The organism is Nonomuraea sp. NPDC004186 (assembly GCF_053603495.1).
The window spans coordinates 39689-52243 of the sequence record NZ_JBSGFQ010000017.1 but is presented as its reverse complement, the minus strand read 5'-3'; the positions used below and the strand labels follow the sequence as shown (position 1 = coordinate 52243).

Sequence of the window (12555 nt, the reverse complement as noted above, 5' to 3'; positions counted from 1 at the left end):
TCGCGGCCTCTAGGCTGGACCGATGAGCGGCCGGCGATTCACCCTCGACCCGAGCATCAAGGCGCTGCTGAACGATCTCGGCGTATCGCCGACGCGCGTGCTGCGCCGCGCCCAACTGCCGACCGACCTGTTCGGCCGCGGGCCGATCGCCCTCGCGCCCGAGGAGTACTTCCGGTTCTGGGAGGCGCTCGACGCCGAGGGCGGCGATCGCGATCTCGCTGTCGCGATCGGCCGGTCGATCTCGGTCGAGATGTTCAACCCGCCCATCTTCGCCGCTCTGTGCAGCGCCGACCTCGCGACCGCCGCGCAGCGCATCGCGACGTACAAGCCGCTGATCGGCCCCATGCGGCTGGAGCTCGACCAGGGCGGCGACGGGTTGACGATCACCTGCCACTGGCCTGCGGGCATGACCCCGCCGCAGCTGCTGGCCACGGCCGAGCTGGTGTTCTGGGCCGCCCTGGCCCGGATCGCGACCCGCCACCACGTACGGCCGGTTGACGTCAGCGTCCCGCAACCACCCGCAGACCGCCTCGCACTCGAGGGCTTCTTCGGGGTACGCGTACGCACCGGGCCCGCCCACGCCATCACCTTCGACCGCCACGACGCGCACCGCCCGTTCCTGACCGAGAACGAGCAGATGTGGCGCTTCTTCGCACCCGAACTGCGCAGACGCCTTTCCGACCTGCAGGCCGCGGCCAGCGTCGCCGACCGCGTGCGCGCGGCCCTGCACGAGACGCTGCCGGCCGGCGGCGCCTCCATGACGGAGGTCACCCGCCATCTCGCCGTCAGCGCGCGCACGCTGCAGCGACAGCTGCAACTCGAGGGCACCACCTTCCAAGAAGTCCTCGCCAGCACTCGCGAGGACCTCGCCCGCCACTATCTGAGCCACAGCGCGATGCGCACCGCCGAAATCGCCTACCTCCTGGGCTATGACGACTCCAACTCCTTCTACCGGGCGTTCCGCACCTGGACCGGGACAACCCCGGACACCCTCCGAGCCACCGCCGCCACCGGTGCCTGACCGGATCCGGTGCCGCCCGGCCGGGAGGCATGAGTTCGGCTACGGAGGCACCGGCCGCTCACAACGGCACGATCAGCGCCTGGGGACGGTCGGCGGGGAAGGCCCAGATGTGCTTGCCGGCCGCGACCACCAAGGCCAGGCGGGCCTTCAGCCCCAGCCGGACCACGCGGAGGGCGGGCCCCACGGCCGGATCCAGCACGAACAGGTCGCGTTCCCCGCCCGCCAGCACCCCGTTCGCGCAGACCAGGAACGGCACCGGCCCCTTCGGCACCTTCACGAACCGGCGCTGCTCCCCCGACCAGGCGGACACCCGCTCCAGGCCGCCCGCCACGCTGATCCACAGGGAACCCGCGCAGACGGTCATGCCGCCGCGCTCGCGGGTCCAGAGGTCCACCTCCCGCGGGCCGCCGCGCAGCCAGGTGTCCCGCTTCGACGTCCACCACAGCCGCTCGCCCTCGACCGCGCACTGGTCCAGGCCGGGTAACTCCACCGGCTCGCCGAAGTCGCCGGGCGCGGTCAGCCTGCGTGCCCGCTCCGCGCCGACGGCCCAGATCTCGCCGCCGCCCGCCAGCACGCGGCCGTCGAAGGACGCGTCGGCGAGCGGGGCGCCGGTGGGATCGAGCCAGTGGACCCGGCCCTCCGCGGTCCCCGCCAGCGTTCCCCGCAGCGGGCTTTCGGATAACGAGCCCAGGTGGGGCGGCCCAGCGAACGTCCTGGGCACGACCACGGTCTCGGGCAACGTGCCCGGCAGGCCCGCCGTGCGCGGCACGGTCGCCGGGACCGCCGCCAGGGAGCTCAGCTCCGGCAGCCGCACCGACTCGCCGCCGTCCAGCGGTGTGCCGGAGGCGGTGTAGACCCGCATCCGGCCGGCCGCCGAGCACCAGACCGTGGTCCCGTCCGACGCGGCGACCCGGGCGGGCCACGGCAGGTCGATCCTCGTGACGGCGACATCCATGCGCTGACCATAACCGTCCGGGCCCCCCGCGCCAGCCCCCGCCCCGAGCGACATGCCCGAGCACTGAGAGGCCCGCGCGGGGGTATGCGGTAGGTAAGGGGGCGATCCCCGTATCAGCCGAGGCCAGGCGGACTGGGATCATGGGACGCATGCGTGTTGTGGTGATCGGGAGCGGCATCGTCGGGGCCGGTGCGGCCTACTACCTGAGCCGGCGGGGCGCCGCGGTGACCGTGGTGGACGGCGGATATCCGGGCGAGGCCACCCAGGCGGGGGCCGGCATCGTGTGCCCGTGGGTGGACCACCCGGAGGACGACGACTGGTATCAGCTGACCCGCGAGGGCACCCGCCGCTACCCGGGGCTGGTGGAGGCGCTGGGCGAGGACATCGGCTACGCCAAGGTGGGCGCGCTGCTGGTCGCCGCCGATCCGGTCGATCTGGAGCCGGTGCGCGCGCTGCTGCGCCGCCGGCACGCCGGCGCGCCCGAGATGGGCGACGTCGTCGACGTGGCGACCCCGTCCGAGCTGTTCCCGCCGCTGTCTGACGACCTGAGCGCCATCCTCGTGCCGGGCGCGGCGCGCGTGGACGGCTGCTCGGTCCGCGACGAGCTCCTGCGCGCCGCCGTGGCGCAGGGGGCGGAGGTACGCGTGGGCGCCGCGCGGCTCACCCCGGGCGGTGAGGTGTTCGTGCACGCCCCGGCCGGCGAGGCACACGCCGAGGGCGAGCCGTGGATCCCGGCCCACGCGGCCGCGGGCGTGCCCGACGAGCCCCTCGATCAGGGCGGGTCCTGGCGGCAGGGCGCGCCCACCGCGCGGGCGGCCGAGCCTCCCGTGCCGACGGGGGCGCGCCGGTTCGCCGGCGAGGGCGAGCCGCTCGACGCCGACATGGTGATCGTGGCCGCCGGGGCCTGGACGGGCGAGGTGTGCCGGCCCTTGGGCGTGGAGCTGCCGGTGTTCCCCCGGCGGGGGCAGATCATGCACGTGACGCTGGAGGGCGTGGACACCGCGTGGTGGCCGATCGTGCTGCCGAGGGTCGGGCCTTACCTGCTGGGTTTCCCCGACTCCCGCGTCGTGATCGGGGCGACCGTGGAGGACGTGGGGTTCGCCCCGCGGGTCACGCTGGGCGGGCTGGACGAGGTGATCCAGGCGGGGCTGCGGGTGGCGCCCGGCCTGTTCAACGCGACCGTCGCGGAGACCAGGGTCGGCCTGCGTCCCGTGTACGCCCCCGGCTCCCCCCTCATCGGGCCGCTGACCGGGCGCGTGGTGGTGGCGACGGGCCTGAGCGCGTACGGGCTGACGGCGGGCCCGTTCACCGGCGAGATCGCCGCCGCGCTCGCGCTCGGCGAGGAGCCGCCGATCGACATCACGCCGTACGCGCCCGCCGTCGGATAATCACAGCAAGCACTCACGTAACATCAGATTCCTCCCCACCGTGACGCCGTGGGGAGGCCGCGTTGCCGCTGCTCGCTCTCTGGATGTTGCTCCTGCTGGTGACCTCCTGCGCCTCCGCGCCGCCCGCCCCCCTACCTGCGCCCGTGCCCTCGCCCCCACCAAGTCGTCCTTCCCCGACTCCCAGGAAGCGCCCGCCCGCCAAGGAGGTGTGGGTCCCGTACGCCGCCTCGGGCCGGTACGCGGTCGTGCCCGGCGGCGCGCCGGCCCGGCCGGGGGCCGGGGAGGTGGTGCGGTACCTGGTGGAGGTGGAGTCCGGCCTGCCGTTCGAGCCGGCCGCGTTCGCCGCCGACGTGCATCGGGTGCTCAACGACGTACGCGGCTGGGCGCGCTTCGAACGCGTCGACCACGGCCCGGTGCAGGTCCGCGTCGCCCTGTCGAGTCCCTTGCTCACGACCCTCCAGTGCGAGCCCCTGCGCACGGGGGGCGAGCTGTCCTGCTGGAACGGCACCCGCTCGGTCATCAACGCCCTGCGCTGGGCGAAGGGTGTCCCGCAGTACCGCGGCGACCTGACCGCGTACCGGGCCTACCTGATCAGCCACGAGGTCGGGCACAGCCTGGGGCACGGCCACGAGCCCTGTCCCGGGCCCGGCCGCCTCGCCCCCGTCATGACCCAGCAGTCGAAGTCGCTGGACCGCTGCCGCCCCAACCCGTGGCCCTTCCCCGACCGGGGCCGTGAACCCGGGTGCGGCGACACCCCGCCCGGTGACGGCAGGGGCTGCCGCGAGGCGCGAGGATGACGACCGGTAGGTTCTTCCGGTCGATGAGGTCGCCGCACGCTGGGGAGCGTCGGCGAAACGATCGAAGCAACCTGACCTATCGCGATATATCGTAGGACGGGAACACCGGGGAATCCCGCTCGGTTGAGCGGGATGCACAGACTTTCCAGGGGAGTGTGGCTGATGGCAGGAATGCGTACGGCACGGCGGGTCCTCGCGGGCGGCGTGGCCCTGGCGGCTGCGGGCTGGGCGTTGCGCGATGTCCCCGCCGAGCTGGGCGTACGGCCTCTGACGTCGGGGCCGGACCGGGCGGCGCGGATGCGCCGCTCGCGGCAGTTCAGGGACGGCACGTTCTTCAACCCGATGCCGGAGCCGACCAACATGATGACGGCCCCGCCCGCCGGCCTGCTCGGCGAGCTGGCCAAGAACAAGGAGCAGCGCCGCCCCGCGGGCCCCATCCCGCTGCGCGTCCCGCCGTCCGGCCCGCCGCCGGCCGACGGCGTGCGCGCGATCTGGTACGGCCACGCCTCGACGCTGGTGGAGATCGAGGGCAAGCGGGTGCTGTTCGACCCGGTGTGGAGCAACCGACCCTCGCCGTCGCAGTTCGTCGGCCCCAAGCGGCACCACCCGGTGCCCGTCGAGCTCGGCGAGCTGCCGATGGTCGACGCCATCGCGATCTCGCACGACCACTACGACCACCTCGACCTGGCGACCGTGCGCACGCTGCTCAGGACGCAGAAGGCCCCGTTCCTGGTGCCGCTGGGCATCGGGGCGCACCTGGAGCGGTGGGGCGTGCCGGCGTTCCGGATCATCGAGCTCGACTGGGAGGAGGAGGCCGAGGTGGCGGGGCTGCGCTTCGTCGCCACGGCGGCCCGGCACTTCTCCGGCCGGGCCTTCACCCGTAATGACACGTTGTGGGGATCCTGGGTGGTGGCCGGGGCGAACAAGCGGGTCTTCTACGCGGGCGACTCCGGATACTTCGAGGGCTACCGGGGCATCGGGTCGGCGCACGGGCCGTTCGACCTGACGCTGATGCCGATCGGCGCCTACAGCCCCGCCTGGCCCGACATCCACATGAACCCGGAGGAGGCCGTCAACGCCCACCTCGACCTCGGCGGCTCGCTGCTGCTCCCCGTCCACTGGGCGACCTTCACGCTGGCCCTGCACCCGTGGTCCGAGCCGGTGGAACGGCTGTGGCGCGAGTCCAAGGCACGCGACGTCAAGATCGCCGTCCCCCGGCCCGGCGAGGCCGTCGACACCTCCGCCGCCCAGGTGGTGGAGGGTTGGTGGGAGATCCTCGGCTGAGCCCCTGCCCGCCGGCGGCGCCCCCGCTGCCCGTACAGTCATGGCGTGAGCAACCTGGAGCTTGACCCGCAGGAGATCCGCTGCGGCACCGAGGCGGGCGCGGACGGCGAGGTGCTGGTGGGGCGCGAGGTGCCGCTGGGCGGGCCACGCGCGATGATGGTGAGCAGGACGCTGCCGGGCGTGCACCGGCGCATGATCGGCGCATGGTGTTTCGTGGACGCCTACGGGCCCCAGCGCGCCACGATGCGGGTGCCGCCGCACCCGCACACCGGGCTGCAGACGGTGAGCTGGCTGGTCGAGGGCGAGGTGCTGCACCGCGACAGCCTCGGCAGCCTTCAGGAGATCCGCCCCGGCCAGCTCAACCTGATGACCGCCGGCCGGGGCATCTCCCATTCGGAGGAGTCGCCGGAGACGGTGCTGCACGGGGTGCAGCTGTGGGTGGCGCTGCCCGGCGAGCACCGGCACACCGGGCCCGCGTTCGAACACCATCCGGCGCTGCCCGTGCTCGCGGGGCCCGGTTTCGAGGCGATCGTCGCCATGGGGTCGCTCGGCGGGGTCGAATCGCCGGCCACCGCGTTCAGCCCGCTGGTGGGGGCCGAGATCGCGGTGGACGGCACGTGCGAGGTGCCGCTCTCGCCCGGGTTCGAGCACGGCGTGCTGCTGCTCGACGGCGCGGTCGAGCAGCTGGAGCCGGGGCCGCTGGTGTACCTGCCGCCGGGGCGCTCCGCGCTGCGGCTGTCGGGGCGCGGCCGGGTCCTGCTGATCGGCGGCGAGCCCTTCGGCGAGGAGATCGTCATGTGGTGGAACTTCGTCGGCCACTCCCACGACGAGATCGCCGCGTTCCGCGAGGACTGGATGGAGGGCGAGGGGTTCGGCGCCGTCGAGGGGTTCGACGGGGCGCCGCTCCCCGCGCCCGTCCTGCCCGCCATCCGGCTGAAGCCGCGCGGGCGGGTGCGCTAGCCCTTCCTGAACGTGTAGACGACCTCGATGTCGTCGCCCCTGGTCGGTACCTCGGCCAGGAGGCGCACCATCTTCCCGGTGAAGTCGATCACCTGGACCTGCTGCTTGTCGGAGCTGCCGTCCGGGCGCACCCAGCAGAGCAGGTGATCGTCGTCGAACCAGGCGGCCAGGCCGCCGCAGGCCGACTCGATCCGCTTCACCTCGGCGCCGGTGCGGCTGTCGTACACGCAGTTGTTGCCGCTCTCCAGACCCGGGCAGTCGGTGACGAACCGCCTGCCCGACGGCGAGAACAGCTCGTCGGCGATGCCGGCGCCGACGTTCGGGATGCGGCGGACGCGCAGGCCGCTCGCGTCGAAGAAGCGCAGGGCCTGCTGCTCGGCGTCGATCGACATGGCGACCACGCCGGTGTCGGTGTCGTCGAAGCCGTACCTGATGTCCTTCAGCGAGCTCTCCCTGAGGGAGGCGACCGTGGCCTTCCTGGTGGTCACGTCCACGATGGCGAAGCCGGTCGACTGCCAGGTGTCCTTGACGGGGTTGCCGACGTTGAGCAGCACGCGGGTGCTGTCGCGGGACCAGGCCTGGATGTACGCGCTGAGCGGCTGCCGCGAGGTCTTGACCGAGAACCGCTCGCCCGTCGTCTTGTCGGTGACCTCCACGGAGTCGTAGTGGTCGATGAAGTTCTTGCCGCGCTGGGCGAGGTAGCGGCCGTCCGGGGAGAGCATGCTCTCCCACTGGTCCTGATATTTCGTGAAACCTCCCGTCAGGGAGTCGCGGGCGTAGTACACCCAGTCCTTGGTCTTGGTGTCCTTGACCATGTACGTCGTCAGCCTGACCGGGTCGTCCGGGCTCTCGTACACGGTGGCGTCGGTGTCGGGGAGCCGGACCGGGGTGAGGTTCGCGGTCGGGACCGGGGACACGGTGGGGCTCGGGGACGCGGTCGCGGTGTTCGGAACGGGGGTGGGGAGCGCCTGCGGCTTGGGCGGCAGGTTGATGACGGTCACCACGACGATGGCGATCGCCGCCACCAGCGCCACGCCCGCGATGGCTCCGCCGATCAGCCAGTTCTTCCGGTTGCCGCCGGACGGGCGCGGGGGCGGGCCACCGTACGGGATGCCTCTGGGTGGGGTGCCCGGCTGCTGGAAGGGGGCGGGCGGCTCGAACCCCGGCCGGGCGCCGGGCGGCGGCGGCTGATCCCCGCCCAACGGCCGATACTGACCCGGGGGCGGCGGCGGGGTCGGCGGGGGATACGGCGGCTGAGGGTAGGGCTGCTGGGGGTACGGCGCCTGGGGGTGCGGCGGCTGGGGATACGGCTGCCGGGGGTGCGGCGCCTGGGGGTGCGGCGGCTGCCCGGCCCACGCCTGCGGCCCAGACCCACCGGCCCGATCACCGCCCGGCGCCCGCCACGCAGACCCCCCACCCCCCGAACCCCCGCTTCCCACCGAGCCCGCACCACCACCCGGCACCTCGCCACTCGCCGAAGGCGCCCCGCCCGCCTGGGACCACCCACCCACCGGAGCCGCGCCACCCGGCGGGGTCGCGCCACCCAACGGCGACCCGTCCCCGGCCGAAGGCTCGCCACCCGTCGGAGGGGTGGCGCCGAAGGCGGCGGCGGTCTGGTGGAGGGCGTCCGGGTTCGAGGTCGGGTGCTCCAGGAGGCGGTGGATCACCTGCTCGGCAGTCGGCCGCCGCCCGGGGTCCTTGGACAGGCAGGCCGCGACCAGTTCGCGCAACGTCCCCGCCAGCCGCCCCAGGTCCGGCTCGGCGTTGAGGACGCGCTGCACGGTCGCGGGCAAGGTGCCGCCCGCGAACGGCCCCGCACCGGAGGCCGCGTAGACGACGGTGCACGCCCAGGCGAACATGTCGGCCGCCGGCCCGGCGGGATCCCCCAAAAGCTGCTCGGGCGCAAGGAACGCCGAATCGCCCACCGGCACGGTCGTGTCGCCCGAGGTCACGTCGAGCGCCCTGGCGATCCCGAAACCGATCACCCTGGGCCCCTCGCTGCCCAGCAGCACGTTGCCGGGGCTGAAGTCGCGGTGCACGATGCCCGCCTGGTGGATCGCGGCGAGGGCGGTGGCGGTGCCGATGGCCAGCCGGTGCAGCGCGGGCCCGGTGCGCGGCCCCTCCTCGCGCACCGCGCGCTCCAGCGCCAGGCCGTCCACGTACTCGCTGACGATGTACGGGCGGCCCTCGTGCACGCCGCTGTCCAGCACCTTCGCGGTGCAGAACGGCGCCACCCGCCGCGCCGCCGCCACCTCCCTGGCGAACCGCTCCGCCGCCGCCCCGTCACCCGCCAGCTCAGGCCGCAGCCATTTGACGGCCGCCTGCCTCCCCTGCTCGTCGACGCCCAGATAGACGACACCCTGAACGCCTTCTCCCAGCCGTCCCCGGATCTCGTAGCCTCCGAGACCGGAGGGATCTCCTGCTCTGAGTTCAGTTATCGGCGGCATGCGCGCATTATGAGCGCCGAATCTTGCAAACGGCTTACATCAATCGTGAGCCTTCCTCCCGTCCGCGTGGCGGCAGAACGGCTCGCCCTTACGTCAGCCGCTGCGCCTTGCTCAGCAACCGCTGCGCCACCACGACCAGCGCCAGGAACATCCCGCTGACCACCTGCTGGAACGCCGACGTCAGGCTCCCGACCTGGTTGATCAGGCTCTGGATGACGCCGAGCAGCAGCACGCCGGCCACGGTCCCGGTGATGCCGCCCGCTCCCCCGGTCAGCAACGTGCCGCCGATCACCACGGCCGCGATGGCGTCCAGTTCGAGGCCGATGCCGAGGATCGTCACCCCGGAGGAGAGCCGGGCGGCGTTCAACGCCCCCGCCAGGCCCGCGAGGAGGGCGGACATCACGTACACGTAGACCTTCGTGCGCACGACCGGGACGCCCATGAAGGCCGCCGCCTGTTCGTTGCCGCCGATGGCGTAGACGTTCTGGCCGAAGCCGGTGCGTTGCAGCAGGACCATCGCCAGCAGGGCCAGGATGATCGTGATGTAGACGGGATACGACAGGCCGAGGAGCTCGCCCTGGCCGAGGGTGGCGAAGGCCCGATTTTTCACGAGATAGGTGGTGGCGCCCTCGTTCGAGATCGCGAGCATCAGCCCGCGCACGCCGAGCAGCCCCGCCAGGGTCACGATGAACGGCGCCATCCCCGTACGCGCGATGACCAGGCCCTGGAGCAGGCCGACCACCCCGCACACGGCCAGGGGCAGCAGCAGCGCCACGATCAGCCCGTACTGCGACCCGTACGCGGCGAGCACGCCGCCGAGCACGAACAGCGACCCCACCGACAGGTCGATCCCGCCGCTGATGATGACGAACGTCATCCCGATCGCGATGATCGCCAGGAAGGACGAGGACACGACGACGCTGGCCGCGTTCTCCGGCGTGGCGAACGAGTCGAACGCCAGGCTGCCCACGATCACCAGCAGGCCGAGCACCATCATGGCGCCGTGCTGCTGGAGGATGCGGCTCACCTGTTCACGGTTCATCGGCGCTCCCGGGTGGCGTAGACGGCGGCCAGGATGATGACCGCCTGGACCATCTGGGTCCACGACTGCGGCAGGTTGTGCTTGATCAGCGTGGCCGACAGCAACTGCATGAGCAGCGCGCCCATGACCGTGCTCAGCACCCTGATGCGGCCGCCGGTCAGCGGGGTGCCGCCGACCACGACCGCCGTGATCGCCGACAGCTCGATGAAGAGCCCGAGCGAGGTCGGGTCGCTGGCCTGCAGCCGGGCCGTGGCCAGCACCCCGGCCAGCGCCGCCAGCAGCCCCGAGATCACGTAGACGGTCAGGAGCACGCGTTTGACCGGCAGCCCGGACAGCTCGCTGGCCGACCGGTTGCCGCCGATCGCCACCACCTGCCGCCCGAACGTGGTCCGCCGCACCACGAACAGCATGACCACCGTCAGCGCCGCCGCGATGAGCACGATGACCGGGATCCCGGCGACCGAACTGCTGCCGAGCGCGATCAGGTCCGGGTTGCGGAACTCGACGAGCTGCGGCACCAGGACGTTCGCCAGCCCGCGTACACCGACCAGCAGCGCCAGGGTGGCCACGATCGGCTGCACCCCGACGTACGCGACCAGCGCCCCGCCCGCCGCTCCGACCACGGCGCCTCCGGCCACGGCCACGATCAGCGCGGGCAGCCAGCCGTACCCGAGGTAGAGCACGACCAGCGCGGCCGCGAGTGCCATCACCGAGCCGACCGACAGGTCGATGCCCTGGGTGCCGATCACCAGCGCCATCCCGAGCGAGACGATCACGATGGGGGTGACCTGGACGAGCTGGGTGCGGAAGTTCGCGGCGTCCAGGAAGTGCGGGGTGAACAGCACGTTGAACAGCAGCAGCGCCAGCACCGCCGCGTACACGCCGTAGTCCTGGACCCAGGCGAACACGCGCGGTTTGAGCACCGCGACGCGCCCCTGCACGGTGAGCTCAGCCATCGCCCCGCTCCTCGCCCGCCTGCCCCACGACCGTGTGCTCCGCGATCGTCGCCATGATCCTCTCCTCGGTGACCTCGTCGCCCGACAACTCCCCGACGACCGCGCCCTCGCGCAGCACCAGGATCCTGTCGGCGCCCTCGACCAGTTCCTCCAGGTCGGAGGAGATCAGCAGCACGCCCAGCCCCTCCTCGGCCAGCTCGTCGATCAGCGCCTGCACCTCGGCCTTCGCGCCGACGTCGATGCCCCGGGTGGGCTCGTCGAGCAGCAGCACCTTGGGCCGCACGGCCAGCCAGCGGGCGAGCAGCACCTTCTGCTGGTTGCCGCCGGACAGCTCGGACACCAGCTGATGCGGCGACGCCGCCTTGATCCTCAGCCTCCGCATGAAGATCCCGACCACCCGGTCGATCTTCGCATCGGACACCACGCCTGCCGTACCCAGAGTGGGGAGGGCGGCCAGCGCGATGTTCTCCCGTACCGAGAGGGTCGGGATGATGCCCTCGGCCTTGCGGTCCTCGGGCAGCAGGCTCACCCCTGCCCCGATCGCCGCCTTCGTCCCCTTACGGACGGGCCGGCCCGCCACCAGCACCTGGCCGCCGTCGAGCGGGAGCGCGCCGACGATGGCCTTCGCGGTCTCGGTCCGCCCCGCGCCGAGCAGTCCGCCCAGCCCGACGACCTCACCGGGCGCGATGGCCACGTCCACGCCGTCGAGGACGTGACGGCGGGTGAGCCCTCGTGCCTCGACCACAGGCGCACCCACCCCGACGCCCAGCCCATCGGACTCGAGCGGCGGCTCAGCCGAGGCGCCGCCGGTCACCGAAGCACCGGAACCGGGCACACCCGCAGCCCCCGCCGACACCGCAGACCCCTCGGAGGCCGCCGATGCTGTGGGACCCGGTGGGGAGGATGTAGACGATGCAAGGGTGGTGGTGCGGTGGCGGGTGCGGGAGAAGCGGGTGAGGCCGCCCGTACGGACCTCGTTCAGGTCGCGGCCCAGCATGAGCGAGATGAGCCGCAGCCGCTCCACCTCGGCGAGCGGCCCCGAGTGGGCGACGCGGCCGTCCCGAAGCACCGTCACCTGGTCGCACACCCGGTACAGCTCGTCCAGCCGATGGCTGACGTACATGACGGCGATCCCCGCGTCCCGCAGCCGCCGGATCACCCCGAACAGCGTCTCCACCTCCCGCGGCTCCAGCGAGGAGGTGGGCTCGTCCATGATGACCACCCGCGCGTCCACCGAGACCGCCCTGGCCAGGGCGACCATCTGCTGGGCCCCGACCCCGAGGGTGCGCAGCGGCCGGCGGACGTCGGTCGCGACCCCGTACCCGGCGAGAACGCGTTGCGCCTCCCCGTGCATCGCGGCCGCGTCGATCACCCCGAAGCGGCCGCGCGGCTCGCGGCCGAGCAGCAGGTTGCGGGCCACGCTCATCATCGGGACGAGGTTGACCTCCTGGTAGATGGTGGAGATCCCGGCGCGCTGCGCTTCCATGGGGGTGCCGAAGACGGCGGGAGCGCCCTGGTAGCGCAGCTCGCCGCCGTCCGGCCGGTACACGCCGGTGAAGACCTTGATCAGCGTGGACTTGCCCGCGCCGTTCTCGCCGACGAGGGCGTGCACCTCGCCCGGGCGGAGGGCGAGGGACACACCGTCGAGAGCGAGCACGCCGGGGAAGCGTTTGCTGACCGCCCGGGCCTCGAGAACCGGTTCCAA

Annotated in this window: 10 protein-coding genes; 5 read left to right on the top strand and 5 right to left on the bottom strand. The window is 72.8% G+C overall.

Annotated features, from left to right (window positions below):
* Positions 1–22 precede the first annotated feature (22 nt).
* The gene (locus ACWEPL_RS16375) at positions 23–1021 is read left to right on the top strand and encodes an AraC family transcriptional regulator ligand-binding domain-containing protein (protein WP_452436620.1); all 999 of its coding nucleotides are present in this window, start codon (positions 23–25) and stop codon (positions 1019–1021) included.
* A gap of 58 nt (positions 1022–1079) precedes the next feature.
* Here ACWEPL_RS16375 and ACWEPL_RS16370 read toward each other — a convergent pair whose 3' ends face one another.
* Positions 1080–1976, bottom strand: coding sequence for a hypothetical protein (locus tag ACWEPL_RS16370; protein WP_452436619.1), 897 nt, complete (start codon positions 1974–1976; stop codon positions 1080–1082).
* Positions 1977–2125: 149 nt separating this feature from the next.
* On the opposite strand from ACWEPL_RS16370, the gene ACWEPL_RS16365 reads away from it, so the two are divergent.
* The 4 genes from ACWEPL_RS16365 (at position 2126) to ACWEPL_RS16350 (ending at position 6405) form a co-directional block, all read left to right on the top strand.
* Positions 2126–3364: an NAD(P)/FAD-dependent oxidoreductase gene (locus ACWEPL_RS16365; RefSeq protein WP_363968924.1), complete on the top strand. Its 1239-nt coding sequence runs from the start codon at positions 2126–2128 to the stop codon at positions 3362–3364.
* 62 nt (positions 3365–3426) lie between these two features.
* Positions 3427–4161, top strand: coding sequence for a DUF3152 domain-containing protein (locus ACWEPL_RS16360; protein WP_363968926.1), 735 nt, complete (start codon positions 3427–3429; stop codon positions 4159–4161).
* Between the two features lie 162 nt (positions 4162–4323).
* Positions 4324–5445, top strand: coding sequence for an MBL fold metallo-hydrolase (locus ACWEPL_RS16355; protein ID WP_363968928.1), 1122 nt, complete (start codon positions 4324–4326; stop codon positions 5443–5445).
* 45 nt (positions 5446–5490) lie between these two features.
* Positions 5491–6405, top strand: coding sequence for a pirin family protein (locus ACWEPL_RS16350; RefSeq protein ID WP_452436618.1), 915 nt, complete (start codon positions 5491–5493; stop codon positions 6403–6405).
* On the opposite strand, the gene ACWEPL_RS16345 is transcribed toward ACWEPL_RS16350, so the two are convergent.
* The 4 genes from ACWEPL_RS16345 to ACWEPL_RS16330 form a co-directional block, all read right to left on the bottom strand.
* Positions 6402–8852 carry a serine/threonine protein kinase gene (locus tag ACWEPL_RS16345; RefSeq protein WP_452436617.1) on the bottom strand — a complete coding sequence of 817 codons (2451 nt, stop codon included), beginning with the start codon at positions 8850–8852 and terminating at the stop codon, positions 6402–6404. The two genes, ACWEPL_RS16350 and ACWEPL_RS16345, sit on opposite strands and share 4 nt — an antisense overlap.
* Positions 8853–8940: 88 nt before the next feature.
* A complete protein-coding gene (locus tag ACWEPL_RS16340) occupies positions 8941–9894 on the bottom strand; it encodes an ABC transporter permease (RefSeq protein ID WP_350740333.1) in 954 nt (317 codons plus the stop codon).
* Positions 9891–10850 (bottom strand): ABC transporter permease, encoded by a 960-nt coding sequence (locus tag ACWEPL_RS16335; protein WP_452436616.1) that lies wholly within the window; start codon positions 10848–10850, stop codon positions 9891–9893. Before ACWEPL_RS16335 ends, ACWEPL_RS16340 begins: the two co-directional genes overlap by 4 nt.
* On the bottom strand, positions 10843–12555 hold the full coding sequence (locus ACWEPL_RS16330; RefSeq protein ID WP_452436615.1) for a sugar ABC transporter ATP-binding protein: 1713 nt from the start codon (positions 12553–12555) through the stop codon (positions 10843–10845). The genes ACWEPL_RS16335 and ACWEPL_RS16330 overlap by 8 nt, the downstream gene beginning before the upstream one ends.

What these genes read in the sequence shown, in the direction of transcription:
- ACWEPL_RS16375 (WP_452436620.1), top strand. Translation starts at nt 23, where the DNA reads ATGAGCGGCCGGCGATTCACCCTCGACCCGAGCATCAAGGCGCTGCTG.
- ACWEPL_RS16370 (WP_452436619.1), bottom strand. Translation starts at nt 1,976, where the DNA reads ATGGATGTCGCCGTCACGAGGATCGACCTGCCGTGGCCCGCCCGGGTC.
- ACWEPL_RS16365 (WP_363968924.1), top strand. Translation starts at nt 2,126, where the DNA reads ATGCGTGTTGTGGTGATCGGGAGCGGCATCGTCGGGGCCGGTGCGGCC.
- ACWEPL_RS16355 (WP_363968928.1), top strand. Translation starts at nt 4,324, where the DNA reads ATGGCAGGAATGCGTACGGCACGGCGGGTCCTCGCGGGCGGCGTGGCC.
- ACWEPL_RS16345 (WP_452436617.1), bottom strand. Translation starts at nt 8,852, where the DNA reads ATGCCGCCGATAACTGAACTCAGAGCAGGAGATCCCTCCGGTCTCGGA.
- ACWEPL_RS16340 (WP_350740333.1), bottom strand. Translation starts at nt 9,894, where the DNA reads ATGAACCGTGAACAGGTGAGCCGCATCCTCCAGCAGCACGGCGCCATG.
- ACWEPL_RS16335 (WP_452436616.1), bottom strand. Translation starts at nt 10,850, where the DNA reads ATGGCTGAGCTCACCGTGCAGGGGCGCGTCGCGGTGCTCAAACCGCGC.